At 52.5% G+C, this 25,388-nt stretch carries 21 protein-coding genes and 2 tRNA genes; 18 read left to right on the top strand and 5 right to left on the bottom strand.

Annotated elements, in window-relative coordinates; all coding sequences use genetic code 11:
* Positions 1-123 precede the first annotated feature (123 nt).
* Both OGY33_RS19220 and OGY33_RS19215 read left to right on the top strand, forming a co-directional pair.
* Positions 124-1,611 (top strand): EmmdR/YeeO family multidrug/toxin efflux MATE transporter, encoded by a 1,488-nt coding sequence (locus OGY33_RS19220; RefSeq protein WP_003846749.1) that lies wholly within the window; start codon positions 124-126, stop codon positions 1,609-1,611.
* Positions 1,612-1,710: 99 nt separating this feature from the next.
* A tRNA-Asn gene (locus OGY33_RS19215) sits at positions 1,711-1,786 on the top strand.
* 618 nt (positions 1,787-2,404) lie between these two features.
* Here OGY33_RS19215 and cbl read toward each other — a convergent pair.
* Together cbl and nac are read right to left on the bottom strand one after the other, a co-directional pair.
* A complete protein-coding gene (gene cbl / locus OGY33_RS19210) occupies positions 2,405-3,355 on the bottom strand; it encodes an HTH-type transcriptional regulator Cbl (RefSeq protein ID WP_048214440.1) in 951 nt (316 codons plus the stop codon).
* Between the two features lie 101 nt (positions 3,356-3,456).
* Complete coding sequence (gene nac, locus OGY33_RS19205) at positions 3,457-4,374, bottom strand: nitrogen assimilation transcriptional regulator NAC (RefSeq protein WP_008784390.1); 918 nt, start codon at positions 4,372-4,374, stop codon at positions 3,457-3,459.
* Positions 4,375-4,700: 326 nt separating this feature from the next.
* On the opposite strand from nac, the gene OGY33_RS19200 reads away from it, so the two are divergent.
* The 11 genes from OGY33_RS19200 to OGY33_RS19150 all read left to right on the top strand — a co-directional run bounded on the left by OGY33_RS19200 (position 4,701) and on the right by OGY33_RS19150 (position 16,174).
* A tRNA-Asn gene (locus OGY33_RS19200) sits at positions 4,701-4,776 on the top strand.
* A gap of 345 nt (positions 4,777-5,121) precedes the next feature.
* Positions 5,122-6,105 (top strand): alpha/beta hydrolase, encoded by a 984-nt coding sequence (locus OGY33_RS19195; protein WP_191238622.1) that lies wholly within the window; start codon positions 5,122-5,124, stop codon positions 6,103-6,105.
* A gap of 289 nt (positions 6,106-6,394) precedes the next feature.
* Positions 6,395-6,916 (top strand): ferric citrate uptake sigma factor FecI, encoded by a 522-nt coding sequence (fecI, locus tag OGY33_RS19190; protein WP_008784388.1) that lies wholly within the window; start codon positions 6,395-6,397, stop codon positions 6,914-6,916.
* Positions 6,913-7,866: a ferric citrate uptake sigma factor regulator FecR gene (gene fecR, locus OGY33_RS19185; protein WP_048214442.1), complete on the top strand. Its 954-nt coding sequence runs from the start codon at positions 6,913-6,915 to the stop codon at positions 7,864-7,866. The genes fecI and fecR overlap by 4 nt, the downstream gene beginning before the upstream one ends.
* An 86-nt stretch (positions 7,867-7,952) precedes the next feature.
* Complete coding sequence (fecA, locus tag OGY33_RS19180) at positions 7,953-10,277, top strand: TonB-dependent Fe(3+) dicitrate receptor FecA (RefSeq protein WP_191238623.1); 2,325 nt, start codon at positions 7,953-7,955, stop codon at positions 10,275-10,277.
* Between the two features lie 74 nt (positions 10,278-10,351).
* Entirely contained in the window at positions 10,352-11,251 is a 900-nt protein-coding gene (locus OGY33_RS19175; RefSeq protein ID WP_191238624.1) for a Fe(3+) dicitrate ABC transporter substrate-binding protein FecB, read from the top strand.
* Positions 11,248-12,246, top strand: coding sequence for an iron-dicitrate ABC transporter permease FecC (fecC, locus tag OGY33_RS19170; protein WP_191238625.1), 999 nt, complete (start codon positions 11,248-11,250; stop codon positions 12,244-12,246). Before OGY33_RS19175 ends, fecC begins: the two co-directional genes overlap by 4 nt.
* Positions 12,243-13,199, top strand: coding sequence for a Fe(3+) dicitrate ABC transporter permease subunit FecD (gene fecD, locus OGY33_RS19165; protein WP_191238626.1), 957 nt, complete (start codon positions 12,243-12,245; stop codon positions 13,197-13,199). The genes fecC and fecD overlap by 4 nt, the downstream gene beginning before the upstream one ends.
* A complete protein-coding gene (gene fecE / locus OGY33_RS19160) occupies positions 13,200-13,967 on the top strand; it encodes a Fe(3+) dicitrate ABC transporter ATP-binding protein FecE (protein ID WP_191238627.1) in 768 nt (255 codons plus the stop codon).
* 371 nt (positions 13,968-14,338) lie between these two features.
* On the top strand, positions 14,339-14,941 hold the full coding sequence (locus OGY33_RS19155; RefSeq protein WP_008784381.1) for a TetR/AcrR family transcriptional regulator: 603 nt from the start codon (positions 14,339-14,341) through the stop codon (positions 14,939-14,941).
* Positions 14,942-15,019: 78 nt separating this feature from the next.
* Positions 15,020-16,174 (top strand): MFS transporter, encoded by a 1,155-nt coding sequence (locus tag OGY33_RS19150; protein WP_191238628.1) that lies wholly within the window; start codon positions 15,020-15,022, stop codon positions 16,172-16,174.
* Positions 16,175-16,368: 194 nt separating this feature from the next.
* Here OGY33_RS19150 and OGY33_RS19145 read toward each other — a convergent pair whose 3' ends face one another.
* On the bottom strand, positions 16,369-16,590 hold the full coding sequence (locus tag OGY33_RS19145; protein WP_128611808.1) for a hypothetical protein: 222 nt from the start codon (positions 16,588-16,590) through the stop codon (positions 16,369-16,371).
* Between the two features lie 97 nt (positions 16,591-16,687).
* Here OGY33_RS19145 and OGY33_RS19140 point away from each other — a divergent pair, with 97 nt between their 5' ends.
* From OGY33_RS19140 to OGY33_RS19120, 5 genes are all read left to right on the top strand, one after another.
* Positions 16,688-17,200, top strand: a complete 513-nt coding sequence (locus OGY33_RS19140; protein ID WP_191238629.1) for a GNAT family N-acetyltransferase — start codon at positions 16,688-16,690, stop codon at positions 17,198-17,200.
* Between the two features lie 101 nt (positions 17,201-17,301).
* Positions 17,302-17,754 (top strand): GNAT family N-acetyltransferase, encoded by a 453-nt coding sequence (locus OGY33_RS19135; protein WP_191238630.1) that lies wholly within the window; start codon positions 17,302-17,304, stop codon positions 17,752-17,754.
* A gap of 244 nt (positions 17,755-17,998) precedes the next feature.
* Positions 17,999-19,315 (top strand): shikimate transporter, encoded by a 1,317-nt coding sequence (gene shiA / locus OGY33_RS19130; protein ID WP_191238631.1) that lies wholly within the window; start codon positions 17,999-18,001, stop codon positions 19,313-19,315.
* A gap of 118 nt (positions 19,316-19,433) precedes the next feature.
* Positions 19,434-20,888 (top strand): AMP nucleosidase, encoded by a 1,455-nt coding sequence (locus tag OGY33_RS19125; RefSeq protein ID WP_032942969.1) that lies wholly within the window; start codon positions 19,434-19,436, stop codon positions 20,886-20,888.
* Between the two features lie 15 nt (positions 20,889-20,903).
* Positions 20,904-22,682 (top strand): aminopeptidase P family protein, encoded by a 1,779-nt coding sequence (locus OGY33_RS19120; protein ID WP_191238633.1) that lies wholly within the window; start codon positions 20,904-20,906, stop codon positions 22,680-22,682.
* Positions 22,683-22,737: 55 nt separating this feature from the next.
* Here OGY33_RS19120 and ptsG read toward each other — a convergent pair whose 3' ends face one another.
* Together ptsG and OGY33_RS19110 are read right to left on the bottom strand one after the other, a co-directional pair.
* Entirely contained in the window at positions 22,738-24,171 is a 1,434-nt protein-coding gene (ptsG, locus tag OGY33_RS19115) for a PTS glucose transporter subunit IIBC (protein WP_003836725.1), read from the bottom strand.
* A 416-nt stretch (positions 24,172-24,587) separates the two neighbouring features.
* Entirely contained in the window at positions 24,588-25,385 is a 798-nt protein-coding gene (locus OGY33_RS19110; protein WP_048214455.1) for a metal-dependent hydrolase, read from the bottom strand.
* Positions 25,386-25,388 lie beyond the last annotated feature (3 nt).

Here is a 25,388-nt window from a genome sequence, read left to right as displayed (position 1 = left end):
TTGTCAAACCCCATTTCCTCGAATGCGAATCAATTGATGCTTCTCTCGACAGTTTGTTGCATTTACAGACATTTTAAATAGAAAAAACTTTGCAGCTTTTTCGATTCTCCCTCATCATTTGAAATGAGGTTTCAACTTTCTTCGTTAAGGTCCACTTTGAACGTCTCCGCTGCCTTACGCCAGGTCGCTTCCCGCACGCCCTGGTATGCCAAACGCAAGAGTTATAAGGTTCTCTTTTGGCGCGAAATCACTCCGCTGGCTGTCCCCATTTTTCTGGAAAACACCTGTGTGCTATTGATGGGTGTTCTGAGTACTTTCCTGGTCAGCTGGTTGGGAAAAGAAGCGATGGCCGGGGTTGGACTCGCCGACAGCTTTAATATGGTCATCATGGCATTTTTCGCCGCCATCGATCTGGGCACCACCGTGGTTGTAGCATTTAGCCTCGGGAAACGAGATCGTCGACGGGCCAGAGCCGCGGCCAGACAATCACTGGTGATCATGACAATTTTTGCTACCGTGCTGGCAGCAGTCATTCACTATTTTGGTCAACAGATTATTGACGTTGTCGCAGGTGAAGCAACGCCAGACGTTAAAGCTTTGGCACTCACCTATCTGGAGCTGACGGTGCTCAGCTACCCGGCGGCAGCCATTGCGCTGATCGGCAGTGGCGCACTACGTGGAGCCGGAAATACAAAAATACCGTTGTTGATTAACGGCGGCATGAACATCCTGAATATCATCATCAGTAGCATCCTGATTTACGGGATCTTTTCCTGGCAAGGTCTGGGATTTGTGGGAGCAGGCCTGGGACTGACCATTTCGCGCTACATCGGGGCGATTGCCATCATCTGGGTACTGATGATTGGTTTTAACCCCGCGCTGCGAATTCCCTTCAAAAGCTATTTTAAGCCACTCAATCTCGCCATTATCTGGGAGGTGATGGGGATCGGCATTCCGGCAAGTATCGAGTCAGTGCTGTTCAATGGCGGTAAACTTTTGACGCAGATGTTTGTTTCAGGCATGGGAACCAGCGTTATCGCCGGGAACTTTATTGCATTTTCTATCGCCGCGCTTATCAACTTACCGGGGAATGCTTTAGGTTCCGCGTCGACAATCATTACCGGCAGGCGTCTGGGAAATGGCCAGATTGCCCAAGCTGAAATCCAGCTACGGCATGTATTCTGGCTGTCGACGATCGGCCTGACGGCAATTGCCTGGTTAACCGCTCCTTTCGCCGGGGTAATGGCCTCATTTTATACCCACGATCAGGATGTAAAAGAGGTCATAGTCATCCTGATTTGGCTCAACGCAGCATTTATGCCGATATGGGCAGCCTCCTGGGTGTTACCAGCAGGCTTTAAAGGTGCGCGAGATGCACGTTTTGCTATGTGGGTATCGATGCTGGGCATGTGGGGCTGCCGCGTAGTCGCGGGTTACACCCTGGGTATCGTATTAGGATGGGGAGTTGTCGGCGTTTGGTTAGGCATGTTCTTCGACTGGGCCGTACGCGCCGCGTTATTTTACTGGCGTATGGTCACCGGCCGCTGGCTGTGGAAATACCCACGCCCCGAACGCGAAAAGTGCATAAAACAACCGGTTGCGTCTGAATAAGCGGCGAAATGGGGAATATTTCAGCAAACGATCGCATTTATCCATTCAGGCTTTGACAACGCTGAGCGGCATCGCTAATATTCGCCTCGTTCAAACGATTCCTCTGTAGTTCAGTCGGTAGAACGGCGGACTGTTAATCCGTATGTCACTGGTTCGAGTCCAGTCAGAGGAGCCATATTTAAGAAGCCTGCTTAGGAAACTAAGCAGGCTTTTTGCTTTTCTGCGATCCCATTAGCCAGGTAGAGCGCTTCACTCCACACCAGGTTTTTCCATACTGCCGATGGGAGAATGTCCGTCTGCTTATGCAAAATGTCTCTATGATCCAATTCGTTAACGTCATGGTTAAGTATCTTATCGTGCAACGACATCAGAATGAGACCCATACTAGCCCATGCCGATACTGCTGAAAGCAGCGCTAACCGCTTTATTAGTAATTCCATTGAGTACAATAGCCGGTGAGAAAGTCACGCTACGTTGCCCGGACAGAGGCTGGGCGGAGGTGACATTTCATCTGTTCCAGCACGTTAGCGTGCTGTGGGAAAACAATAGTTTTTATGTTTCCGATGCCCGGCGTAGTCAGAGTAATAAATTCTATACGTTTACCAATCGAGATGTTCTTTCGGTGAAGAATGGATTTCAGTTTATTTATGCGGATTCGGGACGGGCGGTGTCTTGTTCGATATTGTCGCGGGTGCCGACGCAGGATCTGAGGCTGGAGACCTTGAGGTAACGCAGCTTTCTACCCGCTATTCAGCGACGTCAGGGAAGCCCGTTTACTCACGGGCTTTTGTAGTTAAATCTGATAATCAATCACCGCCTCATCTGGCTCCATCGCCTGACGCTTAATTTCATCGACGGATAACCCTGCATTGCATAGCTCGATGAATCGCCAGACGTAGTTGCGCTGCAGCTGTCCGCGTTTAAGCCCCAGCCAAACGGTATTTGCATCAAACAAATGCCGGGTATCCAGACGGGTTAAGGTCCCCTCTTCCTGCTCGCCGCTGGATTGCTCTGCCACCAGCCCAATCCCCAACCCCAGCGACACGTAAGTTTTAATCACATCCGAGTCCTGGGCGCTGAGAATAATATCCGGTATCAGCCCTTTGCGAGCAAATGCTTCATCGATGCGGGAACGCCCTGTAATCCCCTGACGATAGGTAATTAACGGCCAGTGAGCAATAGACTCCAGCGTGAGCGGAGAGGCTTTCACTAATGGATGGTCGTGAGGAACAAGCAGGCTGTGGTGCCAACGAAACCAGGGAAAAGCCACCAACAATGGATCGCTGCTCAGCCGCTCACTGGCAATTCCGATATCTGCCCCGCCATTTTGTAGCAGGACATCAATCTCCTGTGGCGTGCCCTGAATAAGTTCCAGACGCACCTCAGGGAACAGCTCACGAAAAGCTTTTATCACCGCAGGCAAGCTATAGCGTGCCTGGGTATGCGTGGTGGCAATCGTCAGAACGCCGGACGTGTCATTGGTAAACAGATCCGCCAGTCGACGAACATTGCTGGCCTCATTCAGAATACGCTCGGCAATCACCAGCAAGGCTTTACCCGGTTCGGTCATGCCCAACAGGCGTTTACCGCGACGGATAAAAATCTCGATACCAAGTTCATCTTCAAGTTCACGAATGTGTCGGCTGACGCCCGACTGCGAGGTGTACAGTATATTCGCGACCTCTGTCAGGTTGTAATCCTGACGAGCCGCCTCGCGGATTATTTTAAGTTGCTGGAAATTCACGTTTCGCTCCGGGCACATCAGACATTACGCTATTGTTAAAGTCTGATGCCCGGCATAACAAATAATAAAAACCTGCATCTTATTCCTTGCGGGAATAAGGTTTAGCTGACCAGCTGCAGCTCGCGATTTTCCAGCGCCGGACGGCTGACCAGCGACAACAGGATCTCCTTCACGGCCTGCGCCTGGGGCGATAAGCTCCCTCTGGCGGATACGTTCAACGATAATGGCAGATTCATCGACGGTGTTGTAATGCGCGCCATCCAGCCGTTAGCCGCATTGCATAATGAACGGGCGGCCGACTCAGGCAACACTGTGACACCCATACCACTGGCAATGGCGGCCGTTAGGGTGGAGATAGACTCAATTTCGCCAATCACTTTAGCCGTTAAGCGACGTAGCGAAAAAGCTTCATCCACGCGCAGGCGAACCGCGCTGTAATCCCGTGGCAAGAACAAATTCATCTGCGCCACTGCGGCTAAATCGACGCTTTGCCCCGGACACTCACGCGTGCCAACCAGGTACAGATCCTCTTTAAGCAACGGTTGACTGCTGATGCCCGCCACGGGTGAACGCTCATAGAGCACTGCCATATCTAACTGCCCGCTGAGCAGCTTGTCATTCAGCACTGCCCCACTGTTTTCATGCAAATAGACCAGCACATCAGGCAGTTCGGCACGTAGCGTCTGTAATAACGGCATGGTAATGGATGACGCGACTGTCCCCGGCGCAAGGCCGATAGAGACCTGTCCACTCAAAGTCTGGCCCACGTTATTAACCGCAAGTTGCGCCTGTTCGCACTGACGTAAAATCGTCCGGGCGTGGGTATATAGCACTTTTCCTGCTTCCGTCGGCGTGACGCCACGCTTGGTACGAATCAGCAATTGCTGATCCAGCTCACCTTCCAGCGTAGCGACCTGCTGGCTCAGCGCGGGTTGCGCAATGTGCAACACTTCCGCTGCCTGGGTCAGGCTACCAATATCGACGATTTTCACGAAATATTTCAGTCGTCTGAAGTTCATTTTGCCTCCTGTCGGAATACCAGAACCCGTGCTGGCAGTCATTGAATTCAGGATTGCAAGATGCTTGCCACTTTCTTCTAAAACGGTGTTTTACGGTTAAAGCCGCGTAAAGTCAGGAGTAAAAGCGAAGGAAGATCATTCTGCACACCTAAGTATCTCATTCAGTCTGCCCTGGAAGAGGTAGACACGCACCAGAATGGGGCAAAAGCATAAAAAGACGGAAAGATCGCCTCTTTGCTGATTTTGTCAGCAAACGAACACACAAATGTATTTACCCCTTTGACAAGCCTCACCACCCTCGCTAATATGCGCCTCGTTCAAACGATTCCTCTGTAGTTCAGTCGGTAGAACGGCGGACTGTTAATCCGTATGTCACTGGTTCGAGTCCAGTCAGAGGAGCCATATTTAAGAAGCCTGCTTAGGAAACTAAGCAGGCTTTTTGCTTTTATGCCATTGCTCATTGCACATATCAAAACCTCAACTTAGTTTGGCCAACACTTCATTCATAATAGCCGCAGGTATTTGTTCCAGACGCTTGCCGTTCCGGGCTTCCATATCAATAGACAGGACCAACAATGAGTTGAGATGTCCGCTCTTCGCTCACTGCAGACTTTAAACTCACCCAGTACCTCCGTTCTGTGCCAGCAGCGGCGTTTTCTATCGCCGCTGATATATTAATCAATGGAGAGCAGGCCATATTTATAATATAAATTGACGGATACGCTGAATTTTACAGGAACATCTCCAATGAATATTGCCGCCTCAATTGCCCTTTTGGGCGCTTGCCCATTTGTGAGTCTGGCGGCAGTACCGGTGACCTTTTCCGAAACTGTCCTGGATGCCGCAGGGCCAAAAGGCCCTTTGAAAGGCACGTTACTCACCCCGAATTCAAAACCAACAGCCGTTGTTCTTATCGTTCCTGGCTCCGGGCCAACCGATCGGGATGGAAACAACCCGCTTGGTGTGAATGCATCGCCTTACCGACTTCTTGCTGAAGGCCTTGCTGCCAAAGGCTTTGCGACGCTTCGTATCGACAAACGTGGAATGTTCGCTAGCGCAATGGCTGTAGAGGATGCCAATGCGGTGACGATTGCTGACTATGTTGACGACATTCGATCCTGGGTAGACGTGCTTCGACGTCACATGCACACCCCCTGTATTTGGGTTTTAGGGCACAGCGAAGGGGGCGTAGTCGCACTTGCCTCGGCTCAAGAAGAGAATGTGTGCGGTGTGGTTCTTATCGCAACGCCCGGGAGGCCGATGGGCGAGGTGTTGAGGGGGCAACTTAACGCTAATCCGGAAAATGAAATTCTATTAAAGCAGGCGCTGCCGATAATTGATGCTCTGGAGCATCAGCAGCGAGTCGATATTACGAATATTCACCCAGCACTGCAAAGTATCTTTAATCCTGCTGTTCAGGGGTTTTTGATCAATGCGTTTTCATATAATCCGGGTCATCTCATTTCGAGTATTTCCAAACCCGTGTTAGTGCTACAAGGGCAACGCGATCTCCAGGTGGAAGAAACGGATGCAGGACTGCTTAAGGCCGCGAATCCTCAAGCGTCCCTGGTTATACTGCCCAATATGAACCATGTTATGAAAGAGGTGACTTCGGACGATCGCAAAGCGAATATCGCGACATACGCTGAACCCGCGCTCCCCTTAGCTCCCGGTTTAATCGACTCGATTGAGCATTTCCTGATCCACAACTCACCTTTTCCCGAAAAGTAACAGCTGCTCTGCTCTCGGTGTCCTCCCAAGACGGTTTACTTTTAAAGAGTTCAGCATGCTTTAAAGCATTCGTCTGCTCCATGCTCACAGCAGACATGGTCAGATGTCATTCCAACCGTCACATGCCAGAAGCAGACTCCCCTTCCCCATCCGATATCCACCTCATAACATTTTTATAAATAACAACGCATTAAGAAGTTCAACGTAATACAATTATATTTCTAATTGTAATGATAACCATTCTCATATTACTATAATCGCGTGATAATTAACTTTTGATACATTCCGCATGTCTGACCACGCCACTACCACTGCTTCCTTTACGCTCGAGTCGCTTTATGGCGCACATCACGGCTGGCTGAAAAGTTGGCTGACGCGCAAACTCCAGTCCGCCTTTGATGCAGATGACATTGCCCAGGACACTTTTCTACGGGTAATGGGCAGCGACTCGCTCTCGACGATCCGCGATCCGCGCTCCTTTCTGTGCACTCTCGCCAAACGGGTGATGGTCGACCTGTTTCGCCGAAACGCGCTGGAAAAAGCCTATCTGGAGATGCTGGCGCTTATGCCGGAGGCGCTCGCGCCTTCCCCCGAGGAACGCGAGAGCCAGCTCGAAACCCTGCAACTCATCGACAGCATGCTTGACGGGCTGAACGGGAAAACACGAGAAGCGTTTCTGCTTTCGCAACTGGATGGTCTGACATACAGCGAGATCGCGCTGAAGCTCGGTATCTCCGTCAGCTCGGTGAAAAAGTATATGGCAAAGGCTATCGAACATTGTCTGCTGTTTCGTCTGGAGCACGGCCTGTGAATGCTTCTATCACCGATTCTCGCCGCCAGGCATTGCGCTCGGCATCGCACTGGTATGCTGTATTGAGCGGCGAGCGTGTCAGCCCACGGCAAGAAGCGCGCTGGCAACAATGGTACGATGAGGACAAAGATCATCAGTGGGCCTGGCAACAGGTTGAAAACCTGCGCAGCCAGCTCAGCCGCGTACCGGGCAATGTTGCCAGCCGGGCGCTGCACGATACGCGCCTTACCCGTCGTCATGTCATGAAAGGGCTACTGCTGCTGCTCGGCGTGGGCGGCGGCTGGCAGCTCTGGCAGTCTGAAGCCGGTGAAGGTCTGCGCGCGGATTACCGCACCGCCAAAGGCGCGGTGAGCCATCAGCGGCTGGAAGATGGTTCTCTGCTGACGCTCAACACACAAAGCGCCGCGGATGTTCGTTTTGATACGCGTCAACGCGCTGTCCATCTCTGGTACGGCGAAATTGCTATTACCACCGCAAAAGACGCGCAGCAGAGACCTTTCCGCGTTGTGGCCCGCCAGGGCCAGCTCACCGCATTAGGCACAGAATTTACCGTCTACCAGCAGGACAACGTCACACGCGTTGTCGTTCAACAACATGCTGTAGAAGTCTTACTGGCAAATCGTCCGCAGGAAAAACGCATCGTCAGCGCTGGCGAGAGCCTGCAGTTTAGCGCGTCTGAATTTGGTGCAATAGCCTCAGCGGATGATGAAAGCGCCACCTGGACGCAGGGCATTCTGAGCTTCAGCGATAAACCTTTGGGTGAAGTGATTGCCACGCTGAGCCGTTATCGCAACGGCGTGCTGCGCTGCGATCCGGCTGTGGCCGGATTACGCCTGAGTGGCACTTTCCCGCTGAAAAATACTGATGCAATCCTGGATGTTATTGCCAAGACTCTTCCAGTGAAAATTCAGTCAGTTACGCGATACTGGGTAAATATTTCTGCATTGTAAGAAAAATAATTCTCATTTCGATTGTCCTTTTTCCCCTTCTCATTCGACTCATAGATGAACACAACAAAAATGATGATGGAGAAGGTATGACGCCTTTACGCGTTTTTCGCAAAACAACACCTTTGGTTAACGCCGTTCGCCTGAGCCTGCTGCCGCTGGCCGGGCTGTCGTTATCCGCCTTCGCAGCGCAGGTTGATATTGCACCGGGTTCGCTCGACAAAGCCCTTAATCAGTATGCCGCGCTCAGCGGAATTACCCTGTCGGTTGACGCCAGCCTGACTCGCGGCAAACAGAGTAACGGTCTTCACGGTGACTACGACGTCGAAACCGGCCTGCAACACCTGCTGAACGGTAGTGGCCTGCAGGTGAAATCGCTGGGTAATAATAGCTGGACGCTGGAGCCCGCACCAACACCGCAAGAAGATGCCCTGACCGTGGTGGGCGACTGGCTGGGGGATGCGCGCGAAAACGACGTTTTCGAACATGCTGGCGCACGTGACGTTATCCGCCGTGAGGATTTCGCCAAAACCGGCGCAACATCCATGCGCGAGGTACTGAACCGCATTCCTGGCGTTACCGCCCCAGAAAACAACGGCACCGGTAGCCACGATCTGGCAATGAACTTTGGTATTCGCGGCCTGAATCCGCGCCTGGCCAGCCGTTCAACGGTGCTGATGGACGGTATTCCCGTGCCGTTTGCCCCTTACGGCCAGCCGCAGCTTTCACTGGCGCCTGTCTCACTCGGAAATATGGACGCCATCGACGTGGTTCGCGGCGGTGGCGCGGTGCGTTACGGGCCACAGAGCGTGGGCGGTGTGGTGAACTTTGTTACCCGCGCTATTCCGCAAGACTTCGGCATGGAAGCCGGCGTGGAAGGCCAGCTCAGCCCAACATCTTCACAAAATAACCCAAAAGAAACGCACAACCTGATGGTGGGCGGCACGGCGGATAACGGTTTTGGTACCGCCCTGCTTTACTCCGGTACACGTGGAAGCGACTGGCGCGAACACAGCGCGACCCGCATCGACGACCTGATGCTGAAAAGCAAATATGCGCCAAACGAAGTGCATACCTTCAACAGTCTGTTGCAATACTACGACGGTGAAGCCGACATGCCCGGCGGCCTGTCTCGCGCGGATTACGACGCCGACCGCTGGCAATCCACGCGCCCTTACGATCGCTTCTGGGGGCGCCGCAAGCTGGCAAGCCTCGGCTATCAGTTCCAGCCGGACAGCCAGCATAAATTCAATATTCAGGGCTTCTACACTGAAACCCTGCGCAGCGGCTACCTGGAACAGGGAAAACGCCTCACCCTTTCACCGCGTAACTACTGGGTACGCGGCATTGAACCACGCTACAGTCAGAGCTTTATGGTGGGTCCTTCCGCGCACGAAGTGGGCGTGGGATACCGCTATGTGAGCGAGTCGACGCATGAAATGCGTTACTACACGGCCACCAGCAGTGGACAACTGCCGTCCAGCGCCAGCCCTTACGATCGCGACACTCGTTCCGGCACCGAAGCGCACGCCTGGTATCTGGATGACAAAATCGACATTGGCAACTGGACTATCACACCGGGTATGCGCTTTGAACATATCGAGTCATACCAGAACAACGCCATCAAAGGCACACATGAGGAAGTAAGCTACAACGCCCCACTTCCGGCGCTAAATGTGCTTTATCACCTGACTGATAGCTGGAATCTTTATGCAAACACTGAAGGCTCATTCGGCACCGTACAGTACAGCCAAATTGGCAAGGCTGTGCAAAGCGGCAATGTGGAACCGGAAAAAGCGCGAACCTGGGAGCTCGGAACCCGATACGACGATGGCGCGCTGACGGCGGAAATGGGGCTGTTCCTGATTAACTTTAATAATCAGTACGATTCCAACCAAACCAACGACACCGTTACCGCACGCGGTAAAACGCGCCATACCGGACTGGAAACTCAGACTCGCTATGATCTCGGCACATTGACGCCAACGCTCGACAACGTTTCAGTCTACGCAAGCTATGCGTATGTGAACGCTGAGATCCGCGAGAAAGGCGATACCTATGGCAATCAGGTGCCCTTCTCACCAAAACACAAAGGCACGTTGGGCGTGGACTATAAGCCGGGCAACTGGACCTTCAATCTGAATAGTGATTTCCAGTCCAGCCAGTTTGCGGATAACGCCAACACCGTTAAAGAGAGCGCTGACGGCAGTACCGGTCGCATCCCTGGCTTTATGCTCTGGGGCGCACGCATGGCCTATGACTTTGGTCCGCAGATGGCAGACCTGAACCTGGCGTTTGGCGTGAAAAATATCTTCGACCATGAGTATTTCACCCGCTCTTACGACGACAACAACAAAGGCATCTACGCAGGCCAGCCGCGCACGCTGTATATGCAGGGTTCGTTGAAGTTCTAAATCCCGGTTGACCGGCCTGCATGATGCTTTTGTAGGTCGGGCAAACGAAACGCCACCCGACGCAGGCAATTTACATGTTCACACTATTACGTACGCTATTCGCCGCTCTGCTGTTCACCGGCCATGCTTTTGCCGCCACGGTTCATGACGAACATGGCACCTTTACGCTTGATAAAACGCCACAACGGATAGTGGTGCTGGAACTGTCGTTCGCGGACGCACTGGCTGCTGTCGATGTCAGTCCGGTCGGCATTGCCGACGATAACGATGCCATGCGCATTCTTCCAGAGGTTCGTGCCCATCTGAAACCCTGGCAGTCTGTCGGCACGCGTGCGCAGCCGAGTTTAGAAGCCATCAGCGCGCTGAAACCGGATCTGATCATTGCCGACAGCAACCGCCATGCGGGTATTTACAGCGCCTTACAGCAAATCGCACCTGTGCTGCTGCTCAAGTCCCGCAATGAAACTTACGCTGAAAATCTGCAATCTGCGGCCATCATCGGTGCAATCGTGGGTAAAAAGGCACAGATGCAGTCACGCCTGGCGCAACACCAACAACAGATGTCAGCGTGGGCCAACCAACTGCCAAAAAACACGATGGTGGTGTTTGGTACGTCCCGGGAGCAGCAGTTCAACCTGCACACGCAGGAGACCTGGACCGGGGGCGTCCTGACCTCTCTGGGGCTGACAGCGCCTGCGGCTATGGCGGGTTCGTCTATGCCGTCCATCGGTCTGGAACAGCTGCTGGCGCTCAATCCGGCATGGCTGCTGGTCGCGCACTATCGTGAAGAGAGCATCGTGAAACGCTGGCAACAAGACCCGCTGTGGCAGATGCTAACTGCGGCGCAAAAACAGCAGACGGCGTCGGTCGACAGTAACGCCTGGGCGCGGATGCGCGGCATTTTCGCAGCCGAACGCATTGCCAGCGACACGGTAAAAATCTTTCACCACCAGCCTTTATCCGATGTGAAATGACAGTTTTCAAACATCCAGCGCTACAGTGGGGGCTTCCCCTTGTCGCGCTTATCGCTATCTTCTGGCTGAGTCTGTTTTGCTACTCGGCCATTCCTGTTTCTGGCGTTGATGCCATTCACGCCCTGCTGCCAGGCCATACGCCGACGCTTCCACAAGCGCTGGTGCAAAACCTTCGTTTGCCGAGAAGCCTGGTCGCCATTTTGATCGGCGCAAGCCTGGCTCTGGCGGGAACGCTGCTGCAGACCCTGACGCATAATGCAATGGCCTCCCCTTCACTACTCGGTATTAACAGTGGCGCAGCGCTGGCGATGGCGCTTACCAGCGCTATCAGCCCTGCGCCAGCTACGGGTTACTCCATCGCCTTTATCGCCGCCTGCGGCGGTGGCGTAAGCTGGCTGATGGTGATGACCGCAGGTGGTGGATTTCGCCACACCCAGGACAGAAACAAATTGATCCTCGCGGGCATCGCGTTCTCGGCTTTCTGCATGGCCCTTACCCGCATCACTCTGCTGCTGACGGAAGATCACGCCTACGGCATTTTTTACTGGCTTGCGGGAGGCGTATCCCACGCACGTTGGCAGGAGTTCTGGCAGCTTTTCCCAATGGTAGTGGTTGCTGTACCGGTGGTATTGCTGCTGGCTAATCAACTGAACCTGCTTAACGTCAGTGACAGCACCGCCCGCACGCTGGAGGTGAATCTGCCGAAGCTCCGTTTGATCATCAATGTTCTGGTGCTGCTTCTGGTCGGTACCTGCGTCAGCGTGGCAGGTCCGGTGGCGTTTATCGGTCTGCTGATGCCGCATCTGGCTCGCTTCTGGGTGGGATTCGATCAGCGCAAGGTCCTGCCGATGAGCATGCTTATGGGCGCCACGCTGCTGCTGCTGGCTGATGTTCTGGCCCGAGCGCTGGCTTTCCCTGGCGAATTGCCCGCGGGGGCAGTAGTGGCGCTGATTGGTGCACCCTGTTTTGTCTGGCTGGTCAGGAGGCGTGGATGAAAATTGCGTTCGTCATTTTCATCGCCCTCGCGCTGGCAGGACTTTCGGCTTTGTCACTACAAATGGGGGTGATCGCCGTTCCCTGGCGTGCTCTGCTGAGCGACTGGCAGACCGGGCGCGAATATCATTACGTATTAACGGCGTACCGCCTGCCGCGACTGCTACTGGCGCTGCTTGTCGGTGCAGCCCTCGCGGTGGCAGGCGTGCTGGTACAAGGGATCGTGCGTAACCCTCTGGCATCACCGGATATCCTCGGCGTAAACCATGCCGCCAGCCTGGCCTCTGTGGGCACGCTGCTTCTCTTACCGTCACTACCGGTGATTACTCTGCCGCTGCTGGCCTTTGCCGGTGGCATGGCGGGCCTGATCCTGCTGAGAATACTGGCGAACACCAGCCAGCCGATGAAGCTGGCGCTCACGGGTGTTGCGCTCTCTGCCTGCTGGGCCAGCCTGACGGATTATCTGATGCTTTCGCACCCGCAGGATGTGAACAGCGCCCTGCTGTGGCTGACCGGCAGCTTATGGGGCCGTGACTGGAGCTTTGTGAAAATAGCCGCCCCACTGCTGATTTTGTTTCTGCCGCTGAGTCTGCGTTTTTGCCGCGATCTCGACCTCCTGGCATTGGGCGATGCGCGCGCCGCCACGCTCGGTGTGTCGGTGCCGCGTATTCGGCTCCAGGCTTTACTACTGGCCGTCGCCATGACATCGACCGGCGTGGCCGTCTGCGGCCCAATTAGCTTTATTGGTCTTGTGGTGCCGCATATGGTGCGCAGCATTACTGGTGGACGTCACCGCTGGCTGCTGCCCGTTTCAGCCATGACAGGTGCGTTGCTGCTGGTGGTTGCCGACCTGCTGGCGCGAATTATTCATCCTCCTCTGGAACTTCCGGCTGGCGTGCTGACCGCCATTATCGGTGCACCATGGTTTGTCTGGCTGCTTGTGAGAATGCGATAAATGACATTACGAACTGAAAATCTGACGGTCTGTTACGGTACAAACAAGGTGCTTGATGGCGTTTCACTCGCCCTACCAGCGGGGAAGACAACCGCCCTGCTCGGCCCTAACGGCTGCGGGAAGTCAACGTTGTTAAACTGTTTTTCACGACTGTTAACGCCGCAGTCCGGCGGCGTATTTCTCGGCGATAGTGCCATCAATACGCTCTCATCACGCCAGCTAGCCCGCAGGCTGGCGCTGCTGCCCCAGCACCATTTAACTCCCGAGGGGATCACCGTCCAGGAGCTTGTTTCGTACGGTCGCAACCCGTGGTTGTCACTCTGGGGGCGTCTCTCCGTTGAAGACAATACGCGGGTCCATGATGCTATGAGCCAGACGCAGATCCAACATCTTGCTGACCGACGGTTAACCGATCTTTCTGGCGGTCAGCGACAGCGCGCATTTCTGGCGATGGTCCTGGCGCAGGATACGCCCGTTGTACTACTCGATGAGCCAACCACCTATCTCGATATCAATCACCAGGTGGAACTGATGCGGCTGATGGGCGAACTCAGGGCTCAGGGGAAAACGGTGGTCGCCGTGCTGCACGACCTTAATCAAGCCAGCCGGTACTGCGACCATCTGGTGGTCATGGCGAACGGACATGTTATGGCGCAAGGCACACCAGAAGAGGTGATGAACCCTGGATTGCTGAGAACCATATTCAGCGTGGATACGGAGATACACCCCGAACCAGTATCTGGCAGGCCAATGTGTGTAGTGAGGTAGATGATACAGTCTGTAATGGTACCATGGCCTCAACAGGTCGCCTGTCATATCACTCACGCTGCGATGACTTTACTCTGCCCTGTGAGTTCAATCGGTCGATGCAACACTATCCTTAATCGAAGGGGGACGTTGGACGTTCACTAGAATACGGCAGATTCCGGTGTGATGATTAACCATTACGCGTGGTTGCCGTTGTATCAACGTACTATCCTGGAAAGGATAAAATCCACACATCCCTCTATAGAAACGCATAGCAATTCATAAGAAAATCTGTCTGCGCATCACCACTGATTTTTTTATGAAAATTATTTGACTGATCGTTCCATAATCAATACTATGCCGCCTCAACTCATTTCAAGTCCCACATCCCTATGAGTGCTGAAAAACCAACCTTTCCAGGTCGTCCACGAAAGTTCGAAGATCAGGATGTCATTGATGCTGCCGTCGCTGTTTTCAGCGCCAATGGTTATGCAGGCACCTCTGCGCAAGATTTATGCAATGGTACGGGATTAGGGCGGGGAAGCCTATACAATGCCTTTGGAAGCAAGCAAGCCCTGTACGAGCAAGCTTTGTTGCGCAGCCACGAACAAACTATGTCAGCACAGTTAACAATACTCACACAGCCAGGTCTGGTAAAAGAGCGATTGCATACCCTTCTGCTCTGGGGTATTGCCGAAGATCTTTCTCAGCCAGAGCAGCATGATGCGATGGTCTTATTTTCAGCCCTGGAGATGGGCAGTAAAGATGAAGCCGTTGCGAGCCTGAATAATGAATATCGTCAGCATTTAGAAAAAACGCTGGTGTCGGTATTCATCGAAGGCCAACGAACCGGCGAACTGAACAATAAAGCATCAGCCGTCGAAATGGCGAGAGGCTTTATGGCAGGCTATTACGGTTTACGTGTACTGAATAAAAACATTACAGATAGAAAAATCCTCGAAGATGTCGTCGCTGGTCTGTTAATCAATTTATAAATTTAAGCGAAAAAATTCATTATTTACTTGCACTCATTTTTGTAACGATCATTCCAATACAAGGAAAAATAAAAAAACATGCCATTAGTCGTTTATATTTTAGGGTTAGCCATTTTTTCATTAGGTACAGCAGAGTTAATGGTGGCGGGTATGATGACCACGCTATCGGAAGCATTTGGTGTTACAGTCGGCGAAGTCGGGCATTTGATTTCATATTATGCATTCGGTGTAATGCTAGGTGGCCCGGTATTAACCTACACCTTTCTTAAGTTTAAAGCGCCCTATCGCTCAACATTATTATGGCTGTTAGGGTTATATGTTATCGTACAAGGATTAAGCGTCTTTGCCCCTGATTACAATGTGTTAGTTGCCATTCGAATCGTGACAGGTATTTTATGTGCAGGGTGTTTAAGTCTTTCACTCGCGACAAGTATGGCTCTTGTATCTGTTGAAAATCGCCCTCGTGCCGCATCAATAGTGATAGCAGGTTTTATGGTATCCAATGTCTTTGGTGTACCTATCGCGACAATCATTGACCAGCACTGGGGCTGGAAAATGAGTTTTGGGCTGGTCGCGGTCCTGGTTTTCATATGCCTGCTAGCATTAGTACGTTTATTGCCACATATGAGCGGCGGCGGTGCTATCAAGATGGCTGAAGAGATTAAGGCATTTAAAAATAAAGCCTATTGGAAAGCCTGTGCAACCAGCTGTTTGATTTTGGGGGCAAGTTTTGCGGCATTCAGTTATTTTGTTCCCGTGCTGACTGATGTCAGTGAATTTACAATGCAGACGGTTCCCTTCATTCTGATGCTTTATGGACTAGCCAATATCATCGGGAATATGGTAACGGGACGTCTTGCATATCGCCATAGTTTAACTGTTATGGTTGTCGGCTTAACAATATTGAGTATTTCTTTGCTCGGCATGGCGCTATTTGTTCAATATCAGGTCATTGCTATTCTGGCTGTTATACTTATCGGTTTATCTGGCGTACCAATGAATCCGGCAATGATGACAAGAATTGTCAGCGTGGCACATCCAGGGCCAATGGTCAATGCCGTTCATACTTCCGTGATCAATATTGGATTAGGTGGCGGTTCTTATTTAGGTGGAATGGCAATTTCATCTGGATTCGGTTTACGTTCAGCTCTATGGATTGGAATGGTATTAGCGGTTCTGGCTTTATTATCCGTATTACCTTATATCCGTCGTAGTAAACAAGGCTGGAGTTAATAGGTTCTGAAGATAAAAATGCCCCACTTATAAAAATTACGGGGCGTCGATTTAGCCGTTAAATTTTATTCAAAACTGACTGGCTGCATGTCGCTCAAAGTTGCCCCTCAGTTCCACGCCAGATGCGGAATAAACGCATCCATGTAAGTGCACAATTTTCATGCGCTACTTAAGCAGCGTGCTCCCATCGACATTCAGTCAGCTTTATACGCCTGCCACTCGCGCCAGACATTCTCAGGATCAATATCGCGGTAGCCGCGCTCTCTGATTATGCCCTCGGCTGCTTCGGCCGGCAGGCGAATGGCTGTAGCGCCATCGCGGATGGACTCAACCTCATCGCGGGTCAATTCCCGTCCCATGTCCTGTTCTTTATCAATCAGGACGGCGATCAACGCAGGGATAAAAACAATCTTCATACTGATAAGCCTCTGAAATATTCGCATACCACTGTATCACTGACAGTTTTGATATAGTTCAGTAATCGTTAATTTATTACCAGGACAGGAATCATTCATGACATTACAAATCCGTGAAGCCACACCTGCCGACGCGATGTTGCTTAATGCGCTGGGCTACCGCATCTACCGCGCACACTTTGAACATCTGTGGGAGTCAAAGTCTGAACTGGAAGCTTTTTTAGCAAGCGAATATTCTCTGGACGAGCTGGAACAGAGCCTGAAAGAGCAAGCGGTCTGTTGGTATGTAGCAGAGACCGATAGGCCAATTGGTTTTGCGAAAGTGACCTATGAAAGCAGCATCCCTGATACGAATATGTCAGGGATGCTGCTTAACAAACTCTATCTTGATCCTGCAGACACCCGTAAAGGTTACGGTCAGGTGATGTTTGACACCGTCAAAGCGCTGGCCCGGGCCAGGGGGAAAGACTTTGTATGGCTGGAGGTTCTTGAACAGAACGAACGCGCCTGTAATTTCTACCGCAAACAGGGCATGACCTTAATTAAAAGAGACTATTTCAAAACAGCTTCACAGCAGAGCGTCATCAGGATCATGGGGATTGCTGTCTAGCGGGTGACCGGCCGCTTTGTGCCAGAAGCGGACATTGAACAAGATTTGATGTAGGGTATTGCGCGATTCGTATAGCCGCAACGCTAATGAGAGCCAGACTTATGAACTACTTTATTCGACCAGCTACGCCTGACGATATCAATAAAATCATCGAATTCACCACTCAGGAAGCACAAGAATCTGAAGGTTCAGTGATTGACCTTGTTGCTGTGGAGCGTGGCGTTTCGTCGGCGTTTAGTGAAAACCCACGTTCAAAATATTGGGTCATGGAAGATTCTTCAGCAACAGTGATCGCCAATACCTCTGTCGTAAAAGAATGGAGTGATTTTCATGGAAATGACTACTGGTGGATCCAAAGCTTTTATATCGCCCCGGAGCATCGTGGGATGGGATTAGCTGATGAGCTCATCAAACATCTTACAAAAGAAGCTAGATCAGAAAAGGCACTGGAGCTTCGCTTATATGTCCACGGAGATAACGGGCGTGCGATTCGTGCTTATGAGCGATGTGGTTTCACCGAATCTCCGTATACCATTATGAAAGTGGGTTTATAACTTCCCCAAATACAGCGCTCCTGATGTTACACCTGAAATCAGAACACTCCTGACAGGCCACGATTCCACCAGGTTCAGATTTCTCATTCATCTTATTTTTCATGTTGCCCTCAGATGAGGGAGATAATCGTTTTCACTTCCCGTCTGTCGCGGTAATCTCATAACGGTCGTTAATATTGCGACTGCAATGTGTGTAACCCAACTCAAATACTAATAACTAAAAAACAGTACAGACAGGATAACTATGGATTCCTCCCTCACCTCCACGGGTCCCCAACAGGACGCCTCTTCACTTAACCGCGCCCGACGCGCTGCGCTTGGTAGCTTCGCGGGTGCCGTGGTCGACTGGTATGATTTTCTGCTTTACGGCATCACTGCCGCACTGGTCTTTAACCGCGAGTTCTTCCCGCAGGTCAGCCCGGCGATGGGGACACTTGCCGCATTTGCCACCTTTGGCGTCGGATTCTTGTTCCGCCCGCTAGGCGGGGTGATCTTCGGCCACTTCGGCGACCGCCTGGGGCGTAAACGTATGCTGATGCTCACCGTCTGGATGATGGGGATCGCCACTGCACTGATAGGGATTATTCCTTCCTTTGACACCATTGGCTGGTGGGCTCCCGTTCTGCTGGTGACGCTGCGTGCTATTCAGGGATTCGCCGTTGGCGGTGAATGGGGCGGCGCGGCGTTGCTCTCCGTCGAAAGCGCGCCGAAAAATAAAAAAGCCTTCTACAGCAGCGGTGTTCAGGTCGGTTATGGCGTCGGGCTACTGCTTTCTACCGGTCTGGTCTCGCTGATTAGCTCGCAAACCACCGATGAGCAGTTCCTGAGTTGGGGCTGGCGTATTCCATTCCTGTTCAGCATCGTGCTGGTATTGGGCGCGTTGTGGATGCGTAACCGAATGGATGAATCAGCCGAATTCGAACAGCAGCAGCAGGCAGCGCAACCAGAGAAAAAGAGACTACCGGTAGTCGAGGCGTTAATCCGTCATCCAGGTGCCTTTTTGAAAATTATCGCTCTGCGCCTGTGTGAACTGCTGACGATGTATATCGTCACCGCGTTTGCCCTAAATTACTCCACGCAGAATCTGGGCTTACCTCGCGAACTGTTTCTGAATATCGGCTTGTTGGTGGGAGGGCTGAGCTGTCTGACCATCCCCTGCTTTGCCTGGCTCGCCGACCGCTTTGGTCGCCGGCGCGTTTACATTACCGGCGCGCTGGTGGGGACGCTCAGCGCATTCCCGTTCTTTATAGCGTTAGAAGCGCAATCCATTTTCTGGATCGTGTTTTTCGCAATTATGTTAGCCAACATTGCACACGATATGGTGGTCTGCGTGCAGCAACCAATGTTTACCGGTTTGTTTGGCGCAAGCTACCGCTACAGCGGCGCTGGCGTTGGTTATCAGGTAGCAAGTGTGGTTGGCGGCGGTTTTACCCCCTTCATTGCTGCTGCGCTGGTAACATTCTCCGGCGGAGACTGGCACAGTGTGGCCATTTATCTGATGGCGGGTTGTCTTATTTCCGCCACTACAGCATTGCTGATGCGGGATAAGCAGCACGGTTAAGCCCGGGTGCGGAGGCCGTCCGATCTTCGCACAATCTTCCTCAACGTCTGACTTTTGTTTCACATTCCTGTGACATACTATCGGGAGAGCAGTACATCTGTGGAACAAGGAGACAGACATGAACAATAAGGGCTCCAGCCTGACCCCGGCTCAGGCACTGGATAAACTGGACGCGCTGTACGAGCAGTCGGTAAAAGCACTGCGTAGCGCCATTGGTAAGTATATTGAAACAGGGACGCTCCCTGACGTAATCGCCCGCCATAACGGTCTTTTTGTTTACCCATCACTGTGTGTCACCTGGGATGGCAGCGCCACCAATCCCCCTAAAACCCGCGCCTATGGTCGTTTTACCCATGCGGGCTGCTACACCACTACGATTACCCGTCCGTCGCTTTTTCGTCCGTATCTTGAAGAACAACTCACGCTGCTGTATCAGGATTATGATGCGCATATCTCCGTTGAGCCGTCGCAGCATGAAATCCCCTATCCGTATGTCATTGACGGTTCTGAACTGACGCTCGACCGCTCGATGAGTGCCGGCCTAACGCGCCACTTCCCCACAACCGAGCTGTCACAGATTGGCGATGAAACAGCCGACGGTACCTATCATCCGGCGGAATTCTCCCCGTTGTCGCACTTCGACGCCCGACGAGTAGATTTTTCGCTGGCGCGACTGCGCCACTACACGGGAACACCGGTTGAACATTTTCAGCCGTTTGTGCTGTTCACCAACTACACCCGCTACGTCGATGAGTTTGTGCGTTGGGGTTGCAGCCAGATCCTCGACCCGGACAGCCCGTATATCGCGCTTTCTTGTGCGGGCGGGATCTGGATCACCGCTGAAACTGAAGCGCCTGAAGAAGCCATCTCCGATCTCGCCTGGAAGAAACACCAGATGCCCGCCTGGCATTTAATCACCGCCGACGGTCAGGGGATCACGCTGGTCAATATCGGCGTTGGCCCGTCTAACGCCAAAACCATTTGCGATCATTTGGCCGTACTGCGTCCTGACGTCTGGTTGATGATTGGTCACTGTGGCGGGCTGCGTGAAAGCCAGGCGATTGGCGACTATGTTCTGGCCCACGCTTATCTGCGTGACGACCACGTGCTGGATGCCGTACTGCCGCCAGATATTCCAATTCCGAGCATCGCGGAAGTGCAGCGCGCACTGTATGACGCCACCAAAGAAGTCAGCGGTATGCCCGGCGAGGAGGTTAAACAGCGCCTGCGTACCGGTACCGTCGTCACCACTGACGATCGCAACTGGGAGCTACGCTATTCCGCTTCTGCGCTACGCTTTAACCTCAGCCGCGCGGTGGCTATCGATATGGAAAGCGCCACCATCGCCGCCCAGGGATACCGTTTCCGCGTTCCGTACGGCACGCTGCTGTGCGTTTCCGACAAGCCGCTGCACGGTGAGATCAAACTGCCGGGTCAGGCCAACCGTTTTTATGAAGGTGCCATTTCTGAGCATCTTCAAATAGGTATCCGGGCTATCGATCGTTTGCGTGCTGAAGGCGACCGACTGCACTCCCGTAAATTACGTACATTCAACGAACCGCCGTTCCGTTAAGACCTGAAGGTAACTATGCACAACTCAACTCCTCTTTCCGCCCTGCGCAACCTGCTGATAGCGCAGGGGCTGGATGGCATGATTGTTCCGCGCGCCGATGCTCATCAAAGCGAAGATTGTACGCCGCATGACAATAAACTGGCCTGGCTGACCGGTTTTAGCGGCTCTGCTGGCCTCGCGTTGGTCCTTCGGGATCGCGCGTTAATGTTTGTCGATGGACGCTATCAGGTCCAGGTACGTAATGAAGTCTCGCTGGATGATTTTGAAATTCATCATTTACACGATGAGCCGCTGGCCGACTATTTGCAGTCTCATGTTGCAGCAGGTAAACGTATCGGCTTTGAACCAATGCTGATGGTCAATAGTCAGTTTGAAGCACTGTCGGCAACCCACTGCGAGCTGGTGCCTCTTGAGCAAGATCCTTTTGACCAGGTATGGCTAGACCGTCCGGCAGCACCCTGCGGCATCATTCGTGAAATGCCCATTGAAATCAGCGGGGAAAGCAGCACGCAAAAGCGTGCCCGCGTCGTGGAACAACTCGCTCAACACCAGGCTGACGTGCTGGCAATTACCCTGCCAGATAACATTGCCTGGTTATTGAATGTGCGTGGTTCGGATCTGGCCATGGTGCCAGTGCCGTTTTCGTTTGCCCTGCTCCATCGCAGCGGTGAGCTGGAATGGTTTGTGGATAGCAATAAAACGCAACAGCTCCCCGCATCACTGCTGGATACGCTTACTCTGGCCCCGCAAGAGAATTTTCTGACTCGCTGCCAGCAATTAGCTAATGGGAAGCGTTTCCTGGTCGATAAAGACTACGCCCCGGTCGCATTGCGTTTTGCCATTGAAGAACACGGTGGCAACGTTCTTTGGGCGCCCGATCCCATCACTCTGATGAAATCCCACAAAAATGACGTTGAACTGGCAGGCTATCGTGAATGCCATGAACAAGATGGCGCAGCCTGGGTAAACTTCCTTGCCTGGCTGGCCCATGAAGTTCCTTTGCGCGAAGCCGCAGGCAATCCGGTCACCGAGCTGGAAGCGCAGGCCAAGCAACTGGAATTTCGCCAGCAGCAGCCGGGATTTATCGAGCAAAGTTTCAGCACGATTTCGGCCTCTGCCAGCAATGCCGCAATGTGTCATTACCACTCCAGTGAAAAGACCAATACGCCAATTACCTCGCAGGCCATGTATCTGAATGATTCCGGTGGCCAGTACCACAATGGTACGACGGATACGACGCGTACCCTCGCATTTGGCCCACAGGATCCGCAACGCCGCCTGCATTACACCGCCGTGTTGAAAGGCTTTTTGTCGCTTATTTCGCTGCAGTTTCCCAGCGGGACTCAGGGCCATCAACTGGATGCTTTTAGCCGCCGGGCGTTGTGGGAGCTGGGACTGGATTTTGATCATGGCACGGGACACGGCGTGGGTCACCAGTTGCTTATTCATGAGCAACCCCATCGCATCGCCAAAAAAGTAAACCCGTGGCCACTGGTCGCAGGCAACATCATCACCATCGAGCCGGGTTATTATCTGGCCGGACAATATGGGATCCGTATTGAGAATCAGGTGGAGATTATCAACAGTCGTCCTGGTTTCTGTCGTTTCTCAACGCTGACGCTGGTACCGATTGATTTGAATCTGGTCGAACTGCATCTGCTGAGTGATGCTGAGAAACAGTGGATTGATGATTACCACCAGCAGGTCAGAGAGACGCTATCCCCGCGCGTGAACGCAGAGGCTCGTCCCTGGCTGTTCGCTGCCACCGCACCGATTCGCGTTCAGGCTAATTAATGCAATAAAAAAGGCAGCCCGCAGGCTGCCTTAGTTCTCCCCAACTTCTTACTGCTTAGCTGTTACGGATGTACTCATCCATTTCAGTTTTCAGGTTATCGGACTTAGTCCCGAAGATAGCCTGAACACCGGAACCAGCTACCACAACGCCTGCCGCACCCAGTTTCTTCAGGCCAGCCTGATCCACTTTAGCAACGTCAGCCACGCTGACACGCAGACGAGTGATGCACGCATCGAGGTTAGTGATGTTTTCTTTACCGCCGAATGCAGCAACCAGAGCCGGAGCCATTTCACCGGTCGCACCTGCTTTGCTGTCTTCGGTAGCATCTTCACGACCTGGCGTTTTCAGGTCCAGCGCTTTGATCAGCACGCGGAAGATGGTGTAGTAAACAATCGCATAACCGATACCGACAATCGGGAACAGCCACAGCTTGCTGCTGTTACCGGACAGAACGATAAAGTCGATCAGACCGTGGGAGAACGACGTACCGTCGCGCATACCCAGCAGGATACAGATCGGGAATGCCAGACCAGCCAGAATCGCGTGGATGATGTACAGGATCGGCGCCACGAACATGAAGGAGAACTCGATCGGCTCGGTAATACCGGTCAGGAACGAGGTCAGCGCCGCGGAGATCATGATACCGCCCACTTTCGCGCGGTTTTCTGGTTTAGCAGAGTGCCAGATAGCGATAGCAGCAGCCGGCAGACCGTACATTTTGAACAGGAAGCCACCGGACAGTTTGCCCGCAGTCGGGTCACCCGCCATATAGCGAGGAATATCACCGTGGAACACCTGGCCCGCAGCGTTGGTGTACTCACCGATCTGCATCTGGAATGGAACGTTCCAGATATGGTGCAGACCAAACGGTACCAGGCAGCGTTCAATGAAGCCATAGATACCGAACGCTACGACCGGGTTCTGGTATGCAGCCCACTGAGAGAACGTCTGAATAGCAGTACCAATCGGCGGCCAAATGAAGGACAGAACCACACCTGTGAAGATGGCAGCCAGACCAGAAATGATAGGAACGAAACGCTTACCCGCAAAGAAGCCAAGATACTCAGGCAATTTGATACGGTAGAAACGGTTGAACATATACGCTGCAATCGCACCGGAGATAATCCCCCCGAGAACACCCGTATCAGCAAGGTGTTTAGCGGCGATCTCTTCAGCAGGTAAATGCAGAACCAGCGGCGCAACAACAGCCATGGTCTTAACCATGATGCCGTAAGCAACAACGGATGCCAGTGCAGATACACCGTCATTATTAGTGAAGCCTAACGCAACACCGATAGCAAAAATCAGCGGCATGTTCGCAAAAACAGAACCGCCTGCTTCTGCCATTACGTGCGATACAACGGCTGGCAGCCAGCTGAAGTTAGCGGAACCGACGCCCAGCAGGATACCTGCAATCGGGAGTACGGATACCGGCAGCATCAGCGATTTACCGACCTTTTGCAGGTTAGCAAATGCATTCTTAAACATAATTAGGAGTGCTCCTGAGTATTTGTGCTTATACACTTCATCCTTCAAACCGCCTCAGCGCGGGCTGCGCTCGTTCATCCCAGACACTTACTCTAGTAAGCTCCTGCAATTCACTCACTTGCCGCCTTGATGCAGCTTGATTGACTTTGTGTATTCTACGTTCTCACGCATTGGCGAGGGGGGAGAACCTCGCCGTGTACAGGGCATCTAAGTACCCTTTATTTATTACACAGAGTAAAATAATTCAGTTTGTTTTTGTTTGACGGCTATCACAGTTCAGTCGTGAATGGCCGCAAAATCCGCACATTCCGATAAAATGAGTTTCTGAATGTGTCAAACTGATTATTCACCGCCCATTTTGTGGCGGTGAACTTTACTCGCATTAGTGATTAATTACGAGCTTTAAAAAAAGTCAGTTAACGAACAGATTGCAGGCGAGAAGCGTCGATGTGAAACAGGCGGGCAAAGTTATCAGTGGTTGCCTGCGCCAGTTCTTCAACGGCAACACCTTTCACTACGGCCAAGTACTCTGCAACGTCACGAGTCATGGCGGGCTGGTTCTCTTTTCCACGATGCGGTACAGGCGCAAGGTAGGGAGAATCCGTCTCGACCAATAACCGGTCCAGAGGAACATAGCGGGCGGCATCACGGAGCTGCTCTGCATTTCGGAACGTGACGATGCCGGAAAACGAGATATAGAATCCAAGGTCCAGCAATTTGCCCGCCGTTTCTCTGTCCTCTGTAAAACAGTGTAGTACGCCGCCACAATCCGTCACTTTTTCTTCGCGCAGAATAGACAGCGTATCGGCTCGCGCATCGCGGGTATGCACGATAACCGGCTTCTGTAACTCACGGCCGATCTGAATATGGTGGATAAAAGATTCCTGCTGGCGCACCTTTGTTTCCGGCGTGTAAAAATAGTCCAGCCCGGTTTCTCCCATCGCCACAACCCCCTCTTCGGCGGCAAAACGACGCAGGTCCTCAACATCATAGGTTTCATCCTGATTTAACGGATGCACGCCGCAGGAGAAAACCACATTATCACGCTCACCGACCAGTTCGCGCATACTGCGATATCCTGGCAGAGTGGTCGCAACGGCAAGACAGAATTTCACATCACGTGCGGCCGCTTTCGCCAGCACGTCATCCACGTCCTTATGCAGAGATTGATAATCCAGGCCATCAAGATGGCAGTGTGAGTCGACTAAAAACATAAT

It is taken from the genome of Citrobacter sp. Cpo032 (assembly GCF_030332975.1).
Taxonomy (GTDB): Bacteria; Pseudomonadota; Gammaproteobacteria; order Enterobacterales; family Enterobacteriaceae; genus Citrobacter; species Citrobacter portucalensis.
The sequence above is the reverse complement of the archived record's forward strand: the minus strand, read 5'-3'. Positions and strand labels throughout refer to the sequence as shown.